Here is an 18,399-nt window from a genome sequence, read left to right as displayed (position 1 = left end):
GCCGGGATGAGCGGGTCAGGGGTCTAGAAGCTGAGGCTCAGGGCCTGGGCTGTGCGAGGCGGATCGCCTGCCGGATGCTGGCACGGGCATCCTTCCGTCGGCCGGCGGCGTCCTGGACGACGCCGACCCGGTAGCGCGCCCGCCAGTCCTCCGGCGCGGCTTCGGCCTCCGCGGTGTAGCGGGCGAGCAGGACGGCGGCATCCTCGCTCTTCAGGCGTCCGCTGGGCATGAGCTCCGCGGGCGCCTCCGGCATGCCGCCCTCGGCATCCAGCATCCGCCCCAGCCGGTCAGCCGCGAAGCCGAACTGCAGCTCGCGCACCAGCGCCCACGCCCCGATCAACGGCAGCACCAGCAGCGCCACCCCCATCGCCACCGCGATCGGCTCGCCCGAGCCCAGCAGCACCACGGCACGCCAGCCCACCACGGCGATGTACAGCAGCAGGGCGGCCGCCATCACGGCGACGCCGAGGCGCGAGGTCACGACCGGGTCCGGATGCCGATGTCGATCATGTTCTCGAGGCCGACGACGACGCCGCGCGCGTCGCGTGCGAACGGCACGGCCAGACGGATGCCGGGCGCGTACGCCAGAGCGGGCTCGATCGTGTCATGCACGAAGGAGAGCGACTCCCCCGGCCCGGACAGGATGACCTCCTGCTTGGCGATCACACCCGGGCGGCGCAGCGAGTGGACAGGGATGCCCGCGACCTGCTGGCCGCGCGCGCGCTGATCCGCGTGCGGGGCGCTCACCGGGCCCTGCTCCTCGCGGGCCGCGGTGATCAGCTCGGCGGTGCGGACCGCGGTGCCGCTGGGCGAGTCGATCTTGGTGTCGCGGTGCGCCTCGATGATCTCCGCGAACGGGAAGAACGGCGCCGCCGCGGCGGCGAGGGCCGAGCCCAGCACCGAGCCGAGGGAGAAGTTCGGGATGAACACGGCGCCGGTGCCGGCGGCCTCGACGAGCGGCCGCACCAGCGCGATGCGCTCCTGCGACCAGCCGGACGTGCCGACGAGGACGTTGATGCCCATCTCCGTCGCCGCCCTGACCACCTCCACGCTCACCGCCGGGGTGGACGCGTCGATGACCAGGCCCGCGCCGTCGAGCTCGCGCAGATCGCTGGCGGAGGTGAGGATGCGGCTCACCTCGAACCCGTCCAGCTCGTCGACGACGGTGCGGATGATGCCGCCGAGATTCCCGGTTCCGCCGACGAGGGCAACCTGCGTGGTCATGTCTCCAGTCTAGTTTCGCGCGGCGACCCGGGCCCGGAGGTGACGCGCAGGTCACACCATGGGCGTGTCCGGAAGGCCGGTGCGCAGCTCCATCGGCAGGTGACCGAGGTCGTTGTGCGACAGCAGCGTCCAGGGGCGCCCCTGCTTCTGCGCGATGATCGTCAGTCCGCAGTGGCCCTGGTTCAGGGTCATCCACCGCCACTCCGGCGCACCGAGCACCTCGCGGACGAACCACGCGATCACGAAGTTGTGCGTGATCAGCACCTCGTGCACGTCGCCCTGCTTGCGCACGAGGAACTCCCCCACGGCATCCGCCATCTGCGCGCGGCCGGCGTCGATCTCCGCCTCGGTGACGGAGCCGAAGAAGGTCTCGTACACGGCCGGCGTGTCCTCCGTCATCCCGGTGGGCACACAGTCGAACAGCAGGGCGGAAGGCTCCGGGTCGACCGCGGGCAGCCGCGCTGCGACGGCCCTGGCGGTCTCGGCCGCGCGCAGCAGCGGGGAATGCCAGACGGCGTCCAGCGGGAGCCCGGAGAGCCGGTCGGCGATCAGCTCGGCCTGACGCTGGCCCCGGGGCGAGAGCGGTCCGTCGTCGACGCCGTGCTCGGCGTCCTGATGCTCGCCGTGCCTGACCAGATAGATGTAATGCGTCACAACCCCGCCCGTTCCTGCCCCCGTGTCGGGATGCCCCCAGCTTATGTCACGGCGCGGACACGGGACCGGCGGCGCTCCGCAGCGCCCACGTCGGACGCGTCGCGCCCCCCGCAAGCACCACCCCGGCGCCGGAACGGCCGCAGCCGCGCCGGATGCCCGTCACTCGGCGGCGCGACTCAGCTCGGCGAGCTGGGCGCGCGACAGGGTCACGCCGGCGCCCTGCATGAGCTCCTCGACGTGCTCGGTCGCGAACACGTTCACGATGGGCGCAACGACCGTGCGCTGCGCGAGCAGCCAGGCGATCGAGACCGCGGCGACGGGCACGCCGAGCTCGCCCGCCACGAGGTCGAGCGCGCGCAGGATGCGGATGCCGCGCCGGTTCAGGTTCCCGCGCAGCTGCACCGCGCGCACCCCGGACGAGGAGCCCTTGGTGCGGTGGCGTCCGGATAGGAAGCCGTGCTCGAGGGCGTGCGAGGGCGTCACCGCCAGGCTCTGCGCGCCCGCGACGAGACGGAGGTCTCCTTCGAAGGGCTTGCGGCGCACCAGGTTGTATGGCTCGTCCAGCATCTCGATCCGCGGGTAGCCGGCCGCGGCGAGGATGCGGGCCTCGACGAGGCGCTCGGCGGAGAACCGGAAGGCGCCCACGGTGGAGATCTTGCCGGCGTCGCGGAGCCATTCCACCGTGGCCAGGGTGTCCTCGAGGTTGGTCCCGTCGTCCAGGGTGGCATCGAGGTAGACGATGTCCAGGCGCTCGACGCCCAGCCGGGTCAGCGACCCCTCCACGGCGCGCACCAGGTTCACCGACCCGAGCCCGGGGTTGTCGGCGTGCGCGCCGATGCGGACGGCGAGGACGGTGCCCTCCCGCCGACCCCGGGAGCGCAGCCACTGGCCGATGATGTGCTCGCTGCGGCCGCCGGAATACCCGTCGGCGGTGTGCACGGCGTTGCCGCCGAACTCCGCGTAGCGGTCCAGGATGCCGTGGCTGGTCTCGAGGTCGACGTTCCAGCCGAACTCCGCGGCGCCGATCATCAGCGGGAACACCGTGAACCCGCTCTCGCCGAGAGGCACGCGGATCTGCTCGCCGACGCCCGGTCCGACGACCGGGATCGGAGCGGAGGGGTGCGCGTCGTGCGCCTGCGGGGCGCGTCCGTTCTCGGCTGCCGTCCCTACGCCGAACAGACGCATCATCTCACCCCCGCGGGTCCCCCGACTCGTGTCCCGCACCGGCGTCCCCGATGCGCGGTACTTCGAGGGTAGAGGACGATCCCCGGGGCTCCCGACACCGTGACGGGCGTGATCGACGGCCGCGGATAACGTTTTGGTCACATCGGATACGACGAGACCCCGGGATCCGCGGATCCCGGGGTCTCGTGACGTGCGGGCGCGGGGCCCGCACCGAGGGTCAGGCCTCGGCCGGCTCTTCGGCCGGGGCCTCCTCGGCGGGGGCGTCGTCGAGCACCGGCTCGAGGGACAGCTTGCCGCGGTCGTCGATCTTCGTGATGCGCACCAGGATCTTCTGGCCGACGGAGAGGACGTCCTCGACGTTCTCCACGCGCTTGCCGCCGGCGAGCTTGCGCACCTCGGTGACGTGCAGCAGGCCGTCCTTGCCGGGCAGCAGCGAGACGAAGGCGCCGAACGTGGCGATCTTCACCACGGTGCCCAGGAACTGCTCGCCGACCTCCGGGTTGGTGGGGTTGGCGATCGCGTTCACCTGGGCGCGGGCGGCCTCGGCCGAGGGGCCGTCGGTCGCGCCGATGTAGACGGTGCCGTCCTCCTCGATGGAGATCTGCGCGCCGGTCTCGTCCTGGATGGCGTTGATCGTCTTGCCCTTCGGGCCGATCAGCTCGCCGATCTTGTCGACCGGGATCTGCACGCTGATCACGCGCGGAGCGGTCGGCGCCATCTCATCCGGGGAGTCGATCGCCGCGTTGAGCACGTTCAGGATGGTCAGGCGCGCGTCGCGGGCCTGGGTCAGCGCGCCGGCGAGCACCTCGGAGGGGATGCCGTCGAGCTTGGTGTCCAGCTGGATCGCGGTGACGAACTCGGCGGTGCCGGCCACCTTGAAGTCCATGTCGCCGAGAGCGTCCTCGGCGCCGAGGATGTCGGTGAGCGCCGCGTAGCGGGTCTCGCCGTCGACCTCGTCGGAGACCAGGCCCATCGCGATGCCGGCCACCGGGGCGCGCAGCGGCACACCGGCGTTCAGCAGCGACAGCGTGGACGCGCAGACCGAGCCCATCGAGGTGGAGCCGTTGGAGCCGAGAGCCTCGGACACCTGGCGGATCGCGTACGGGAACTCCTCGCGGCTGGGCAGCACCGGCACGAGGGCGCGCTCGGCGAGGAAGCCGTGCCCGATCTCGCGACGCTTCGGCGACCCGACCCGGCCGGTCTCACCGGTGGAGTAGGGCGGGAAGTTGTAGTGGTGCATGTAGCGCTTGCTCGTGGTGGGCGACAGCGAGTCGATCTGCTGCTCCATCTTGAGCATGTTCAGCGTGGTGACACCCAGGATCTGGGTCTCGCCGCGCTGGAAGATGGCCGAGCCGTGCACGCGCGGGATCACCTGGACCTCGGCGTCGAGCGGACGGATGTCGGCGAGGCCGCGGCCGTCGATGCGGACGTTCTCGGTGAGGATGCGACCGCGGACGATCTTCTTGGTGACCGACTTGTACGCCGCGGAGAACTCCAGCGGCGCGGCGGCGGGCAGGTTCCCGGCCTCGGTGGCCTCGATGAGCTCGGCGCGGACACGGTCCTTGATCGCGTCGTCGGCGTTCTGGCGCTGCTGCTTGTCGGCGATCTGGTAGACGTCGCTGAGCTCGGCGTAGGCGCGCTCGGCCACGAAGTCGTAGACCTCCTGGCTGTACGCCGGGAACACCGGGTACACGCCGGGCTCCTTCGACGCGGTCGCGGCGAGCTCGGCCTGCGCCTTCACCAGCTGGGCGATGAACGGCTTGGCGGCCTCCAGGCCCTGCGCGACGACCTCCTCGCTGGGCTTGACGGCGCCGGCCTTGATGAGGTTCCAGCTGTTCTCGGTCGCCTCGGCCTCGACCATCATGATCGCGACGTCCTCGGAGCCGTCTGCCTTGGTGATCACGCGGCCGGCGACGACGAGGTCGAACACGGCCTGCTCCACCTGCTCGGCGTTCGGGAACGCGACCCACTGGTCGGCGTTCTCGCCGTGACCGGGGATGAGCGCGAGGCGGACACCGGCGATGGGGCCGGAGAACGGCAGACCGGAGATCTGCGTGGACGCCGAGGCGGCGTTGATCGCCAGTGCGTCGTAGAACTCGCCCGGGGCGATCGAGAGGACGGTGATGACGATCTGCACCTCGTTGCGCAGGCCGTCGACGAACGACGGGCGCAGCGGGCGGTCGATGAGACGGCACACCAGGATCGCCTCGGTGGAGGGGCGGCCCTCGCGGCGGAAGAACGAGCCGGGGATCTTGCCGGCGGCGTAGGAGCGCTCCTCGACGTCGACCGTCAGCGGGAAGAAGTCGAAGCCCTCGCGCGGCTGCTTGCTCACGGAGGTCGCCGACAGCAGCATGGTCTCGCCGTCGAGGTAGGCCGCCACCGAGCCCTGCGCCTGCTGGGCGAGGCGTCCGGTCTCGAAGCGGATGGTGCGGGTGCCGAAGCGGCCGTTGTCGAGAACGGCCTCGGTGGCGGTGATTTCAGGACCTTCCAAGAGGTCTCTCCTTCTTTGTTTAGGCTCGCGCGTCCGTGTGACGCACGAGCGTTCGCGAAGGAGCGGATGCGGACAGATATAAGCGCGCGGGCAGTCCCGCGAACAGCGCCTGCGCTGGCCACCAGTAGAAGATCACCCGGCGCCGCGTGCGACGAGGAACCCACCACAGGGGACCAGCTTCTCAGCCGACCGCTCCGTGTGAAGCCTGTATGCAGTTTCGATGGATGCCACAGGCAGCCTTCCCCAGCGTACCAGCCCTTCCCCGGCCGCCCGCAGGCCGGCCGCGTTCAGCCGACGGCGATCGAGCGGTCCGGCGAGGCCGAGCGCCCGATGAACACGTACCCGGTGTGCTTGGCGGTGAGCCCGTCGCCGGCGGTGCGGCCGTGCATCCGCCGCCACACCCACGGCAGCGCGTAGCGCCGCCACCACATCCGCCGGGTGAGCCGCTCGCCCTCGTGCAGCGCCTCGTCGAGCGCGCCCAGCTCCTCGGCGTACGGCACGCCGAGCGCCTCGCCGACCCGGTAGGCGAGGAACCGGTGCCCGCTGCGGGAGAGGTGCACGAGGTCCTCCGCCCAGTTCGGCCGCTCCCCCAGCGCGGGGTGCAGGTCCGTGTCCACCAGCAGGGCGCCGGTGCGTTCGGCGACGCCGCTCAGCGCATCGGCGAAGGCGGCGAACCGCCGCGCGTACACCGCCGCCTCGCGTCGTCGGGGCAGGAAGGGCGTCAGCAGCACCACGTCCGCGCCGGCGCCGCGCAGCCGGCGGACGGCGTCCTCGACGCGGGCGGCCAGGGCCGTCACGTCCACCCGGATCCGCACCAGGTCGTTCGCGCCGACGAGGATCGTGACGAGGTCGGGCCGCAGTGCGAGGGCACGCTGCAGCTGCGGCCCGCACACGTCGTCGACCCGCCGCGAACGCACCGCGAGGTTGGCGTACTGCAGCCCGCTGCGGGCGGCGAGGAGCAGCGCGAGCCGGTCCGCCCACCCGCGCAGCGTCCCGTCGCGGTCCGGATCGCACAGGCCCTCGGTGAGCGAGTCGCCCAGCGCCACGTACCGCATCCAGGGGCGCGCGGTCGCCGGGACCGGTTCCGGCCGGCGCAGGCGCGGCGCGCGCAGCGACCGGTCGACGGCGTGCAGCATCCGCGCCTCCTCGAAGTGTTCGAGCAGCTGCGTGCACACCCGCTCCCAGCTGCGGCTCTCCACCGCCTCGCGTCCCGCCCTGCCGAAGGCGCGCCGCTTGCGCGGGTCGCCGGCGAGGTCCGCGACCCGCATCCGCAGGTCGTCGAGGTCCCCGGGACGGTACAGCCAGCCGTCGACGCCCATCCGCACCAGATCCCGCGGACCGCCGCGACCGGTGGCGACGACGGGGACGCCGCTGGCGTGCGCCTCCTGCAGGGTCTGCCCGAACGTGTCGCTCTCCCCCGGATGTACGAACACGTCGATCGAGGCCATCACCGCGGCGAGCGCGTCGCCGGACAGATGGCCGAGGAAGACGGCATCCGGTAGCAGGGCCTGCAGGCGCGGCCGCGACGGCCCGTCGCCGACGATGACGAGACGGATGCCGGGCAGCCCGGCGAGGGCCGCGAGATCCTCCACCTGCTTCTCCGGGGCGAGCCGGCCGACGTAGCCGACGACGGTCTCGCCCGGCATCCGGTGCTCCCACCGCGGGATGCGGCGGTCCGGGTGGAACCGGTCGGCGTCCACCCCGCGCCCCCACCGCCGCACCCGGTCGACGCCGAGCCGCGCGAGCTGCTGCTCGGACGCCGAGGACGGGGCGAGGGTGAGCGTGGCCCGCCGGTGCAGCCGGGCGACATGCCGCTCGGCGATCGCGGTGGTCAGCGCCACCCCGTAGCGAGCCGCGTACGCCGCGACGTCGGTCTGGTAGGCGGCGACCGCGGGCACCCCGAGCCGGCCGGCGGCGAGCACGCCGCGCCAGCCCAGCGCGAACGGGGATGCCAGGTGCACGACGTCCGGGCGGAAGGCTTCGAGCGCGGCGGTCAGCCGGCCGGTGGGTGACGTGCCCACGCGGACGCTGCGGTACCCGGGCAGCGGGATGGAGGGGACGGCGTCGATGCGCGCGTGTCCGCTGCGCAGCGGCATGCCCGCCGCAGCGGGGGCGATGACGTGCGCCTGGTGGCCGGTGCGCTCCAGGTGGCGGAGGATCTGCAGCACCGACCCGGTCACGCCGTTCATGTGCGGGAGGAAGGACTCTGTCACGATCGCCACTCTCACGGTGCCAGGATGCCCGGCGCCGGGGCGTGTACCGGCCGCGTGCGGGCCGTCGCGGGAAGAGTTCACCGGATGCACGGATGCCGGTCACCCGCAGTCCTCCGGGAGGTTCCGCCGGGCACCGCCCGGTCCCCTGCCGTTCACCGGCGTGCGTCACAGTGGACGCGTGCTGCCGGAACCGCTGCTCGCGATCCTGACCGGGCCGTCCGGTCTGGCGCTGATGAGCGTTCTGGTGCTGTGCGATGCGTTCATCGTCGTCGTGCCCGGGGAGATCGCGGTCACGGCGCTGGGCGCCCTGTCCATCGCACACGGCGCCCCGCCGCTCCCGGCCGTGATCGCGCTGGCCGCCTGCGCCGCCTGGGCCGGCGACGCGGGCTGCTATCTCGTCGGGCGGCTGGTGGGCCTGCAGCGGTGGGGATGGATGCGCGGGCACCGGATGCGCCGCGCCTTCGGCTGGGCGCGCCGCCGGCTCGACACCGGCACCGCGACCGTGCTGTTCACCGCCCGCTTCGTGCCGTTCGCACGCCTGGCGGTGAACCTCGTCGCGGGTGCGTCGCGCGTGCATCCGCCTCGGTATCTGGCTCTCGCCGCCCTCGCCGCCGCCGGGTGGGCCGCGTACCAGGCGGCGGTCGGCGCGGTGATCGCCGCGCTCGTCCCGGGAGGACCGCTGGTCGCGATGGCGGTGTCGGTCGTCGCGGCGGTCCTCGCCGGCCTCCTCATCGACCTGGCCGCGACGCGCCGGCGCGGGGATGGCGTTCTCGAGCGCCTTCGTCGTCGGCAACAGCCTGCGGCTGCGCCGGTTCCGCTGACCGGCCCACACGCTCGGGAGGAGAACTCGGCCAGCGGCGGATCCTCAGGCCGGATTCCTCCTCCCGAGCCTGAGAACTCCTCCCCAACGGATGCCGGGGCCGGGTGAAGCTAGGCTGGCGCCATGAGCGAAGACAAGGCCGTCCCCTCCGAGGACATCAAGCGGAAGTTCAAAGAGGCGCTCGAGAAGAAGAACGCCCGGCACCGCGACGGTGAGGCGCATCTCGACGGCGACTCACCGGTGCACGCCACCCCCGCGCCGCCGATGAAGCGCGAGTTCCGCCGCAAGAGCGGCTGACGACGAGGGGCGACTCGTCGGGGCCGGCCGCTCAGCCGGCTCGTCGGGCGCGCCCCCTCACACGTGCGGCTGCGCCTCCAGCCACTCGGCGAAGGTCACCCGCCCGAGCTGCGCGTCCGGACCGGGAAGGATGCTGCCGTCCCGCAGTGCCCGGCCGAAGCGGCCAGGCGACGGCACCCGCGGCATCCATGCGCGCCGGCCGGCGTGCGCGGCCCAGGCGCGCATCATCGCGGCGAGATCCTCCTCGCGCGGCCCTGCCATATCGGGGACGCGCCCCGACGGTCCGGCCTCGGCGAGATCGACGATCCGCACCGCAAGTTCGGTCAGATCCACCGGCTGGGTACGCGCGGCGATCGCCGGATGCAGCGGTCCCAGCGCGACCCGCTCGAACAGCTGCCGGGCGAAATCGTGGAACTGGGTGGCCCGCAGGATCGTCCACGGCACCGCTCCGGCCTGCACCGCCCGCTCCTGCGCCAGCTTGCCGGCGTAGTAGCCGTACGGCGCCCGGTCGATGCCGACGATCGACAGCGCGAGGTGGTGGCCGATCTCGGCCCTCTGCTCGGCCTCGAGCAGGCCGGTGGTGGTGCGCTGGAAGAACTCGGCCGCCTTCCGCGGACTCTGCGTCCGCACGTTGAGGACGTCGATCACCACGTCGCTGCCGCGCACGGCGTGGTCGAGCCCCCGCCCGTCCAGGATGTCGACGCCGGTGCTGCGCGCCAGTGTCCGCACGCCGTGCCCGCGTTCGGCGGCGACGCGGGCGACCGCGGCGCCGATCGCGCCGGTCGCCCCCGCGATCGCGATGTCCATGGCTCAACGGTAGTGCGGGAGCGGCCGCGGCGCATCCGTCCCCTCCGTGGCATCCGTCGCGCGGCCGGCGGCGGTGCCGTGATCGTCCACCCCGTCGAGGATCGACTCGTCGAAGGGCAGCCGGCCGCTGAGCACCTCGCGCAGCCGGTCGCGGTCGACCTCCTTCGTCCACGTGCCGATCAGCAGCGTGGCGATCGCATTGCCGGTGAAGTTCGTCAGGGCGCGGCCCTCCGACATGAACCGGTCGATGCCGACGATCACGCCCACGCCGTCGACGAGGTCGGGGCGGTACGCCTGCAATCCTCCGGCGAGGGTGGCCAGCCCCGCGCCGGTGACGCCCGCGGCGCCCTTGCTCGCGATGATCATGAACACGAGCAGGCCGATCTGCTCCCCGATCGACATCGGCTTGCCGAGACCGGTGGCGATGAACAGCGACGCCATGGTCAGGTAGATCGCGGTGCCGTCCAGGTTGAAGGAGTAGCCGGTCGGCACCGTGATGCCGACGACCGGCTTGGAGACGCCGGCGTGCTCCATCTTCGCAATCAGCCGCGGCAGCGCCGACTCCGACGAGGAGGTGCCGACGATGAGCAGGTACTCCCGCCCGAGGTACGTCATCAGGCGGAACACGTTCACCCGGGTGACCGCCCACAGCAGACCGCCGAGGACCACCACGATGAAGACGATTCAGGTGAGGTAGAACGCGCCCATCAGGATGCCGAGGCTCCAGATCGCGGCGATGCCCGACTTGCCGACCACGGCGGCGATCGCGCCGAACGCGCCCAGCGGCGCCACCCACAGGATCATGCCCAGGATGCGGAACACCAGCCGCTGCAGGTTCCTGACCGCCTCCATGATCGGCGCGCCGCGCTCGCCGAGCCCCTGCAGGGCGAATCCGGACAGCAGCGCGACGAACAGCACCTGCAGCACGCTCTCGCCGGTGAAGGCGGAGAAGAACGTGGCCGGGATGATGCCGAGCACGAACTCCTGCGTGGTCTTCGCCTCGGCGGCGCCGGCGGCGCCGGCGGCGTCGTACGTCGCGCCGGCCATGTCCAGACCGGAACCGGGGTGGATCACGTTCCCGACCACGAGTCCGATGCTCCGCGTAGCAGCGCCGCCTCCCGCGTCTTCGTCGTGCTGATCGCCGCGTCCCTGCTCCTCGCCGGCCTCGTCGCCGCCTTCCTCGTCGTCGAGGCGCAGCGCGCCGTCCGTGCGGAGGCGGAGCGGGTCACCGCCGCGGCGTCCGCGACGATCGCCGTCGATCCGACCGTGGTGTCCGTCCTGCGCGAGGGCGACGCCGCCGCGGCGACGTGTGCGCTGCAGCCGTACGCCCTGGCTGTGAGCGAGGGGGCCCGCCTCGACTTCGTGACGATCATGGATCCGCACGGGGTGCGGATCACGCATCCGGACGCCGCCGAGATCGGCGGGCGCTACCTGGGCACGATCCCGCAGCGGCCGAAGGTCCTCACCGAGGTCTTCACCGGCACGCTCGGGCCCTCGGTCCGCACGATCGTGCCGGTGCGCGCCGAGGGGACCCTCGTCGGCTGGGTCGCCAGCGGGGTGACCACAGAGTCCATCGTGGAGACACGCTGCAGCGCCGCCTGCCGCTGTCGCTCGCCATCACGCTCGTGCTCGTCGCCATCGGCGTCGCCGGAGTATGGGCGGCGCGCCGGATCACCCGCCGCATCGCCGGCGACCTGCCGCCCGGGCGGGTCCGCGACGCCGTCTCCTCCTACGAGTCGCTGCGCACCCTCGGCGAGGCGCTGCGCGCGCAGACGCACGAGCACGGGAACCGGATGCACACCGCCGTCGCCCTGCTCGAGCTGGGCCGCACCGACGAGGCGATCGAGATCCTCACCGAGACGTCGCGGCAGAGCCAGTCGCTCGTCGATCAGGTGACCGCCCGGCGGCACGGCGATCCGACCGTGGGGGCGCTGCTGCTGGGCAAGGCCTCGCAGGCGAAGGAGCGCGGCATCGACTGGCGCGTGCGCATCGATCCCGACACCCCGCGCTCCCCGCTCGCCCCCGTCGACAGCGTCGCGGTGCTGGGCAACCTCATCGACAACGCGATGGATGCCGCGGCCTCCTCCGCCGAGCGATGGGTCGAGGTGTCGCTGCGTCCCACCGCGGAGGGCGGCATCCTCCTCGAGGTGTCCGACAGCGGCGAGGGCGTGCCCGCGCACCTGCGCGAGCGGGTGTTCTCCCCCGGGTTCTCCACCAAACCCGCGGGCGCGGAGGGCCGGGGTGTGGGTCTCGCCCTGGTGCGCTCGGTGGTGACGGATGCCGGCGGGACGGTGGAGATCGGGGACCATCCGACGACGTTCCGAGTCACGCTCCCGCCCGCGACCGGACGGCGGCGACGGTGATCCGCACGCTGATCGTCGACGACGACCCGCTCACGCTGGAGCTGCACCGGGAGTATCTCGGCCGGCTGGACGGCTTCGAGGTGACCGGCGAATGCACCGGCGCGCGGGCCGCGCTCACCGCCGTGCTGGAGAACCCCGGCCCCGGGGCCTTCGACCTCGTCCTGCTCGACATCACCATGCCCGACGGCTCCGGGCTCGACGTGCTGCGGACGCTCCGCGCCAGGGCCGCGACCGTCGACGTGATCGCGATCACCGGGGTGCGCGACGCCGACACCGTGCGCCGGATGGCCGGGCTCGGCGTGTTCCAGTACCTGGTGAAGCCGTTCCCGTTCGCGGTGTTCCGCGAGCGTCTCACCGCCTACCGGGCGCACCGCGAGCAGGCGCAGGCCACGAACGGCGAGGCCACGCAGGCGGAGATCGACGCGCTGCTGGGGCGCACCACGGGCCGCATCCCGATCCCGAAGGGCCTGTCGGCCGAGTCCCTGGAACGGGTGACGGCCGCCGTGCGGGCGGCCGGGACGATGTCGGCGAGCGAGGCGGCCGCGCAGCTGGGCATGTCGCGCGTCTCGGTGCGGCGCTACCTGGAGCACCTCGTCGCGGACGGCGTGCTCCGCCGCGGGGCGCGATACGGTGCTCGCGGACGCCCCGAGACGGAGTACACCTGGATCCGCGGCGGGCAGGACGGCGGCTGACCGCGCCCGATCACTCCCCCGCGAGACCGCCGAGCAGGTGACCGAACGACTTCCCCTCACCGAGGTAGGTCGCCGGGTCGAACGGGTCGGCATCCCGCACCGGCTCGCGGCGGGCGACCGCCTCGGCCAGCTCGCGGGCGCCGCGCTCGACGCGGGCGCTCAGCGGCGCCACGTCGTCGGCGTTCGCGCCCCAGTCGCTGGACGCGGCGAAAACCCCGGTGGGCACCGGCTCGGCGTGCAGATAGGTGAACAGCGGGCGGATCGCGTAGTCGATGGCCAGCGAGTGCCGCGCGGTCCCGGCGTTCGCGCCGATCAGAACGGGCGTGCCGGTGAGCGCGTCGGGGTCGAGCACGTCGATGAACGACTTGAACAGCCCGGAGTAGCTCGTCGAGAAGATCGGGGTCACGGCGATCAGCGCGTCCGCGGAGACGACCGTGTTGATCGCCGACTCCAGGGCCGGCGGTGCGAAGCCGGTGAGCAGGTTGTTCGTGATGTCGTGCGCGAGGTCGCGCAGCTCGATCACGTCCACCGTCACGGCGATGTCGCGCTCGCGCAGGAAGCGCGCGGTCTCCGCCGCCAGGCGGTCCGCCAGCATCCGCGTGGACGAGGGGTTGGACAGGCCGGCCGAGACCACGGCGATGCGGCGCTCGCTCATCTCACGCCTCCTTCCGGCTCAGGCCGAATGCGGCGCCGGAGGCGGGCGGCGCGTCCTGGTAGGGCGAGCCCGCGGTGAGGTTGTCGCCGCGGTTCGCGGACGGGCGCGCCTCGCGGGTGGGACCGTCGCCGAAGACCGCCTTCACCCGGGCCGCGTGGGTCGGCGCGTCCGGGACGTCCGCCGGGCGACCCTTGGCCAGCTCCCGACGCAGCACCGGGACGACCTCCGTGCCGAGGATGTCGATCTGCTCCAGCACGGTCTTCAGCGGCAGACCGGCGTGATCCAGCAGGAACAGCTGACGCTGGTAGTCGCCGAAGTGGTCGCGCATGGCGGCGTACCGGTCGATCACCTGCTGCGGGGAGCCCACCGTCAGCGGCGTCATCTCGGTGAAGTCCTCCAGGCTCGGGCCGTGGCCGTACACCGGGGCGTTGTCGAAGTATGGGCGGAACTCGTCGACGGCGTCCTGCGACTTCGCGCGCATGAACACCTGGCCGCCGAGGCCCACGATCGCCTGCTCCGGGGTGCCGTGACCGTAGTGCGCGTAGCGCTGGCGGTACAGCCCGATCAGACGCTGGTAGTGCTCCTTCGGCCAGAAGATGTTGTTCGCGAAGAAGCCGTCGCCGTAGTAGGCCGCCTGCTCGGCGATCTCCGGGGTGCGGATGGACCCGTGCCACACGAACGGAGGCACGCCGTCCAGCGGCCGCGGCGTCGCCGTGAAGCCCTGCAGCGGGGTGCGGAACTTGCCGTCCCAGTCGACGACGTCCTCGCGCCACAGCTTGTGCAGCAGCGCATAGTTCTCGATTGCAAGGGGCAGGCCCTGTCGGATGTCCTTGCCGAACCACGGGTACACCGGACCGGTGTTCCCGCGGCCCATCATCACGTCCATCCGACCCCCGGAGAGGTGCTGGAGCATCGCGTACTCCTCCGCGATCCGCACCGGGTCGTTGGTGGTGATCAGGGTCGTGGAGGTGGACAGGATGATCCGCTCGGTCTGCGCGGCCACGTACGCCAGGAACGTGGTGGGGCTGGACGACCAGAACGGCGGGTTGTGGTGCTCGCCGATGGCGAAGACGTCGAGCCCGGCCTCCTCGGCGTGCGTGGCGATGGTCACCGTCGCCTGGATCCGCTCGCGCTCGCTCGGGGTGACGCCGGTGGTCGGGTCGCGGGTGATGTCGCTGACCGACATGAGCCCGAACTGCATGGCGCTGTGCTCGTTCACTGTTCTCTCCGCTCGGGATGCCGCAGGCATCCGCTTCTATTCAGGTGAATGTATCTGGTACAACGCGGAAGACGCAACTCTATTCCCGCCGGTACCGTGGAGGGATGAGCAGCGCCGCGCAGCATCCGCCGGCCACCGGCCCTCTCCCCCGCCCGCGGCGGCGCGTCCCGTTCTGGGACAACGCGCGCTTCGCGTGCATCGTCCTGGTCGTCCTCGGCCACGGCATCCAGCGCCTCATCTACGACTCCGACGTCGCGTACGCGTTCTACCTGAGCATCTACGCCTTCCACATGCCGGCGTTCGCGATCATCTCGGGCTACTTCTCCAAGTCCGGCAGCCCGACCCGGCGCCAGATGGCACGTGTGATCACCGACATCCTGGTGCCCTACGTCATCTTCGAGATGCTCTGGACGCTCACCAAGTGGCTGGTCGAGGGTCGCGCCGACCCGAACCTCACCCAGCCGTCCTGGACCCTGTGGTTCCTGCTCGCCCTCGGCATCTTCCGGCTCGTGCTGCCCTACCTGGCGCTGCTGCGCTGGCCGTTGCTGTGGGCGCTGGCGATCTCCATCGGGGTGGGCTATCTCGGCAACGTCGACAGCACCTTCTCGCTGTCGCGCACCCTCGGGCTGCTCTTCTTCTTCACCCTGGGCTGGTGGCTGCGCGAGCACGACATCGTGCGGCGCTTCGGCCTCATCGACCACCGCCCGTGGTGGGTGCGCGTCGCCGCCGTGGCGGTGCTCGCGGGCTGGGCGTTCGTGTGCTGGCTGTGGCTGCCCACATGGCAGGAGATCGACCTGCGGCACTGGCTCTTCTACGAGGACTCGTACGCCGACCTCGGCGGCGAGCAGTGGTGGGCGGGCGGCCTGCGGCTGGGCCTGATGGCGCTGGCGATCGTGCTCAGCGCGGCGTTCCTGGCCCTGATCCCACGCAGCACGCGGCGGTGGACCCGCTTCGGCCAGTACACGATGTACGTCTACCTGCTGCACTCCTTCGTGCTGTATCCGTTCCGCGAGTCCGGTGTGCTGCGCGGGCTCGACCCCACCTGGCTCTGGCTGCCGCTGGTCACCCTGCTCTCGGTGTTCACCGCGTTCGTGCTGGCCACGAGGCCGGTGCGCACGGTGTTCCGGCCGCTGATCGAGCCGCGGCCGCGCTGGATGTTCGCCGACCGCACCCTCGCCTCCGCCGAGGACCACCGCAGCGACCCGACCGGCTCGCGCCGGAGCTGACCGGGTAACGCGGCGCAACAGTCGCCCGCCCCCGCCGTGCGGCGCGTAGCGTTCCGGCATGGCAGATCTCACGCTCCCCGTCCTCGACCTGTCGGAGCTCGACCGCGGCCCGTCCGCCGCAGCGGCGTTCCGGGAGGCGCTGCGCGCGGCGACACGGGACGTCGGCTTCTTCTACCTCACCGGCACCGGCGTCCCCGCCGCGCTCGAGGAGAGGCTGCACCGCGCCGCCCGCGACTTCTTCGCCCTGCCCGAGGACGACAAGCTCGCGATCGAGAACGTGCGCAGCCCGCACTTCCGGGGGTACACGCGCATCGGCGGCGAGCGCACCCAGGGGAGGGTGGACTGGCGCGAGCAGATCGACATCGGCCCGGAACGCGAGCCGGTGACCGGCGGCCCGGCGTACAACCGGCTGATCGGACCGAACCTGTGGCCGGCCGCGCAGCCCGGGCTGCGCGAAGTCGTCGAGGAGTGGCACGCCGCGCTCTCCGCCGTGTCCCGGCGGCTGCTGCGCGCCTGGGCGCTGTCCCTGGGCGCCGAGGAGTCGTACTTCGACCGCCACTTCGGCGAGCCGTCGACGCTCATCAAGATCGTCCGCTATCCCGGCACGGACGCGCCGGAGCCGCAGCAGGGCGTGGGCGCGCACAAGGACTCCGGCGTGCTCACCCTGCTGTGGGTCGAGCCGGGCAAGGGCGGCCTTCAGGTGGAGCGCGACGGCGCCTGGGTGGACGCCCCGCCGGTGCCGGGCGCGTTCGTGGTGAACATCGGCGAGCTGCTCGAGCACGCCACCGGCGGCTACCTGCGAGCGACGAACCACCGGGTCCTGTCCCCGCGTGCACCCGAGGACCGGATCTCGATCCCGTTCTTCTTCAACCCGGCCCTGGACCAGCGCCTCCCGCCGATCCCACTGCCGCCGGAGCTGGCCGCCCAGGCCCGCGGCGTGACCGCGGACCCGGCCAACCCGATCCACGCCCTCTACGGCGAGAACGCGCTGAAGTCCCGACTGCGGGCGCACCCGGACGTCGCAGCCGTCCACCACCCCGATCTCGTCGGCGCGTCCGCCTGAGCGCGCGTCGCCGGCGGGCGGGCTTCACCAGCCCAGCTTTTCGGCGAGCGCGCGGATGATGGGTTCGCGCGCCAGCTCGATGTGCGCGAACGCCTGGGCGGCGGCGAGCTCGGGGCGTCCGGCGGCGATCGCGTCGAAGAGCTGCCGGTGCTCCAGCGCATGCTCCTGCTCGCGCGCGCTCTGCGTGAGGCGGAACATCCACGTCCACGCCGGCGGTCAGGGCATCTGGCAGGCCCGCATGATGCGCCGGCTGGGCGCCTCGGTCACGCTGTGCAGCGTGCTCACCGGCGAGACCGGCCGGGTGGTGCGCAGCCTGCTGGAGCAGGAGGGCTTCTCGGTCATCGCGGTGGAACGGGAGGGGTTCGGCGCCGCGTACGTGCACGACCGGCGCGGCGGCGCCGACTCCCTGACCGCCGGACTGTGCGTCGGGCTCGCGCTGGGCGAACCGCTGCGCCACGCGGTGACCCTGGGCGCGGCCGCCGGGGCGCTGAACGTGACCCGTCACGGCCTCGGCACCGGCGACACCGAGGCGATCGAGCGCCTGCGCGGGGCCGTGCGCACGCGGGTGCTGCGCGAACCCGATGGCGACATGCCGCATCTCAGCCCGGATCAGCTGGCCTCGCTCGCCGACGACGGCCGCCGCGAGGACGGGGACCCCCGATGACCCGCACGCTGATCACGAACGACGACGGCATCGACGCCCCCGGCCTCGCCGTGCTCGCGCGGGCCGCCGTGGCGCACGGGCTCGAGGTCACGGTCGCCGCCCCCGAGCGGCAGTCCAGCGGCACCAGCGCCTCGATCGTTGCCGGCGAGGAGGGCGGTCGCATCGCGGTCGACCGGCGCCGGCTCGACGGCCTCGAGGACGTCCCCGCGTTCGCGGTCCGCGGCGGGCCGGGCCTGATCGCGCTGATCGCCGCGCACGGCGCCTTCGGCGATCCGCCGGACCTCGTGCTCAGCGGCGTCAACCACGGGGCGAACGTCGGACGCGCCATCCTGCACTCAGGCACGGTGGGGGCGGCCCTCACCGGCGGGCTGAACGGCGCCCGTGCGCTCGCGGTCTCGCTCGACGTCGGGATGCATCCGACGTCCTTCGCCTGGGAGACGGCGGCGGGGGTCGCGATGACGCTGCTGCCGTTCCTCTCCCGGCTCGAGGAGGGCGCCGTGCTCAACCTGAACGTGCCGAACACCGACGCGCCGCGGGGCATCCGCGAGGCGCCGCTGGCGCCCTTCGGCATCGTGCAGACCACGCTGAGCGAGCGCGGCGTGGGACACATCCGGCTCGCGGTGGAGGATCTGCCGAACGAGCCGCTGCCGGGAACGGATGCCGCGCTGCTGGCGGAGGGCTGGGCGACGCTGACCGGCATCGAGCCGGTCTCGCACCGCCCCGTCGGCTACGAGACCGCCGAGTCCGCCGGCGACGACGAAGGCCGCCCCACACCGTGAGGCGGCCTTCTCAAGAACGTTTTGCGCGATGAACGCTGGTCGTCCTG

General features: G+C 72.6%; 17 protein-coding genes and 3 pseudogenes. 9 read left to right on the top strand and 11 right to left on the bottom strand.

What is annotated here, in order from left to right; translation table 11 throughout:
- Positions 1 to 37: 37 nt before the first annotated feature.
- The 6 genes from JRG78_RS04915 to JRG78_RS04890 all read right to left on the bottom strand — a co-directional run bounded on the left by JRG78_RS04915 (position 38) and on the right by JRG78_RS04890 (position 7,767).
- Positions 38 to 481, bottom strand: a complete 444-nt coding sequence (locus JRG78_RS04915) for a hypothetical protein (protein ID WP_259607903.1) — start codon at positions 479 to 481, stop codon at positions 38 to 40.
- Complete coding sequence (dapB, locus tag JRG78_RS04910; RefSeq protein WP_259607902.1) at positions 478 to 1,224, bottom strand: 4-hydroxy-tetrahydrodipicolinate reductase; 747 nt, start codon at positions 1,222 to 1,224, stop codon at positions 478 to 480. The genes JRG78_RS04915 and dapB overlap by 4 nt, the downstream gene beginning before the upstream one ends.
- 51 nt (positions 1,225 to 1,275) lie before the next feature.
- The gene (locus tag JRG78_RS04905; protein ID WP_259607901.1) at positions 1,276 to 1,878 is read right to left on the bottom strand and encodes a histidine phosphatase family protein; all 603 of its coding nucleotides are present in this window, start codon (positions 1,876 to 1,878) and stop codon (positions 1,276 to 1,278) included.
- A gap of 159 nt (positions 1,879 to 2,037) precedes the next feature.
- Positions 2,038 to 3,063 carry an aldo/keto reductase gene (locus JRG78_RS04900; RefSeq protein ID WP_259608129.1) on the bottom strand — a complete coding sequence of 342 codons (1,026 nt, stop codon included), beginning with the start codon at positions 3,061 to 3,063 and terminating at the stop codon, positions 2,038 to 2,040.
- Between the two features lie 217 nt (positions 3,064 to 3,280).
- The gene (locus JRG78_RS04895; RefSeq protein ID WP_259607900.1) at positions 3,281 to 5,554 is read right to left on the bottom strand and encodes a polyribonucleotide nucleotidyltransferase; all 2,274 of its coding nucleotides are present in this window, start codon (positions 5,552 to 5,554) and stop codon (positions 3,281 to 3,283) included.
- 287 nt (positions 5,555 to 5,841) lie between these two features.
- Positions 5,842 to 7,767 (bottom strand): GDSL-type esterase/lipase family protein, encoded by a 1,926-nt coding sequence (locus JRG78_RS04890; protein WP_259607899.1) that lies wholly within the window; start codon positions 7,765 to 7,767, stop codon positions 5,842 to 5,844.
- Here JRG78_RS04890 and JRG78_RS12680 point away from each other — a divergent pair.
- A pseudogene (locus tag JRG78_RS12680) lies at positions 7,649 to 8,401 on the top strand (DedA family protein); the annotation flags it as partial. The gene JRG78_RS04890 and the pseudogene JRG78_RS12680 overlap by 119 nt on opposite strands.
- Positions 8,402 to 8,710: 309 nt before the next feature.
- Positions 8,711 to 8,884, top strand: a complete 174-nt coding sequence (locus tag JRG78_RS04880) for a DUF5302 domain-containing protein (protein WP_259607896.1) — start codon at positions 8,711 to 8,713, stop codon at positions 8,882 to 8,884.
- A gap of 57 nt (positions 8,885 to 8,941) precedes the next feature.
- Here JRG78_RS04880 and JRG78_RS04875 read toward each other — a convergent pair whose 3' ends face one another.
- Positions 8,942 to 9,691 carry an SDR family oxidoreductase gene (locus tag JRG78_RS04875; RefSeq protein WP_259607895.1) on the bottom strand — a complete coding sequence of 250 codons (750 nt, stop codon included), beginning with the start codon at positions 9,689 to 9,691 and terminating at the stop codon, positions 8,942 to 8,944.
- 3 nt (positions 9,692 to 9,694) lie between these two features.
- Positions 9,695 to 10,789, bottom strand: a pseudogene (locus JRG78_RS04870) (cation:dicarboxylate symporter family transporter); the annotation flags it as partial.
- Between JRG78_RS04870 and JRG78_RS04865 the strand changes: the two are divergent.
- The 3 genes and pseudogenes from JRG78_RS04865 to JRG78_RS04855 all read left to right on the top strand — a co-directional run.
- Positions 10,757 to 11,206 (top strand): annotated as a pseudogene (locus JRG78_RS04865) (ATPase); the annotation flags it as partial. The pseudogenes JRG78_RS04870 and JRG78_RS04865 overlap by 33 nt on opposite strands.
- Before the next feature lie 110 nt (positions 11,207 to 11,316).
- Entirely contained in the window at positions 11,317 to 12,054 is a 738-nt protein-coding gene (locus JRG78_RS04860; RefSeq protein ID WP_259607894.1) for a sensor histidine kinase, read from the top strand.
- Entirely contained in the window at positions 12,051 to 12,746 is a 696-nt protein-coding gene (locus tag JRG78_RS04855) for a response regulator (RefSeq protein WP_259607893.1), read from the top strand. Before JRG78_RS04860 ends, JRG78_RS04855 begins: the two co-directional genes overlap by 4 nt.
- 10 nt (positions 12,747 to 12,756) lie before the next feature.
- On the opposite strand, the gene JRG78_RS04850 is transcribed toward JRG78_RS04855, so the two are convergent.
- Positions 12,757 to 13,401, bottom strand: a complete 645-nt coding sequence (locus JRG78_RS04850) for an FMN reductase (protein ID WP_259607892.1) — start codon at positions 13,399 to 13,401, stop codon at positions 12,757 to 12,759.
- Position 13,402: 1 nt separating this feature from the next.
- On the bottom strand, positions 13,403 to 14,602 hold the full coding sequence (locus tag JRG78_RS04845; protein WP_336297709.1) for an LLM class flavin-dependent oxidoreductase: 1,200 nt from the start codon (positions 14,600 to 14,602) through the stop codon (positions 13,403 to 13,405).
- 122 nt (positions 14,603 to 14,724) lie between these two features.
- On the opposite strand from JRG78_RS04845, the gene JRG78_RS04840 reads away from it, so the two are divergent.
- Positions 14,725 to 15,846 (top strand): acyltransferase family protein, encoded by a 1,122-nt coding sequence (locus JRG78_RS04840; protein WP_259607890.1) that lies wholly within the window; start codon positions 14,725 to 14,727, stop codon positions 15,844 to 15,846.
- A gap of 58 nt (positions 15,847 to 15,904) precedes the next feature.
- A complete protein-coding gene (locus JRG78_RS04835) occupies positions 15,905 to 16,909 on the top strand; it encodes an isopenicillin N synthase family dioxygenase (protein ID WP_259607889.1) in 1,005 nt (334 codons plus the stop codon).
- 24 nt (positions 16,910 to 16,933) lie between these two features.
- Here the strand turns inward: JRG78_RS04835 and JRG78_RS04830 are convergent, their stop codons facing one another.
- Positions 16,934 to 17,107, bottom strand: a complete 174-nt coding sequence (locus JRG78_RS04830) for a hypothetical protein (RefSeq protein ID WP_259607888.1) — start codon at positions 17,105 to 17,107, stop codon at positions 16,934 to 16,936.
- On the opposite strand from JRG78_RS04830, the gene JRG78_RS04825 reads away from it, so the two are divergent.
- A complete protein-coding gene (locus JRG78_RS04825) occupies positions 17,094 to 17,573 on the top strand; it encodes a hypothetical protein (protein ID WP_259607887.1) in 480 nt (159 codons plus the stop codon). The genes JRG78_RS04830 and JRG78_RS04825 overlap by 14 nt on opposite strands.
- On the top strand, positions 17,570 to 18,352 hold the full coding sequence (gene surE / locus JRG78_RS04820) for a 5'/3'-nucleotidase SurE (protein ID WP_259607886.1): 783 nt from the start codon (positions 17,570 to 17,572) through the stop codon (positions 18,350 to 18,352). The genes JRG78_RS04825 and surE overlap by 4 nt, the downstream gene beginning before the upstream one ends.
- Positions 18,353 to 18,399: the final 47 nt, after the last annotated feature.

This window comes from Microbacterium sp. EF45047 (genome assembly GCF_028472845.1).
Taxonomy (GTDB): domain Bacteria; phylum Actinomycetota; class Actinomycetes; order Actinomycetales; family Microbacteriaceae; genus Microbacterium; species Microbacterium neungamense.
Note: the sequence above shows the minus strand (reverse complement) of the source record. Positions and strands in the feature narration are given on the sequence as shown.

Excerpts from the sequence above, each read along its gene's own strand:
- JRG78_RS04840 (WP_259607890.1), top strand. The coding sequence starts at position 14,725 with ATGAGCAGCGCCGCGCAGCATCCGCCGGCCACCGGCCCTCTCCCCCGC.
- JRG78_RS04830 (WP_259607888.1), bottom strand. The coding sequence starts at position 17,107 with ATGTTCCGCCTCACGCAGAGCGCGCGCGAGCAGGAGCATGCGCTGGAG.
- JRG78_RS04875 (WP_259607895.1), bottom strand. The coding sequence starts at position 9,691 with ATGGACATCGCGATCGCGGGGGCGACCGGCGCGATCGGCGCCGCGGTC.
- JRG78_RS04850 (WP_259607892.1), bottom strand. The coding sequence starts at position 13,401 with ATGAGCGAGCGCCGCATCGCCGTGGTCTCGGCCGGCCTGTCCAACCCC.
- JRG78_RS04880 (WP_259607896.1), top strand. The coding sequence starts at position 8,711 with ATGAGCGAAGACAAGGCCGTCCCCTCCGAGGACATCAAGCGGAAGTTC.
- JRG78_RS04900 (WP_259608129.1), bottom strand. The coding sequence starts at position 3,063 with ATGCGTCTGTTCGGCGTAGGGACGGCAGCCGAGAACGGACGCGCCCCG.
- surE (WP_259607886.1), top strand. The coding sequence starts at position 17,570 with ATGACCCGCACGCTGATCACGAACGACGACGGCATCGACGCCCCCGGC.
- JRG78_RS04835 (WP_259607889.1), top strand. The coding sequence starts at position 15,905 with ATGGCAGATCTCACGCTCCCCGTCCTCGACCTGTCGGAGCTCGACCGC.
- JRG78_RS04845 (WP_336297709.1), bottom strand. The coding sequence starts at position 14,602 with ATGCAGTTCGGGCTCATGTCGGTCAGCGACATCACCCGCGACCCGACC.
- dapB (WP_259607902.1), bottom strand. The coding sequence starts at position 1,224 with ATGACCACGCAGGTTGCCCTCGTCGGCGGAACCGGGAATCTCGGCGGC.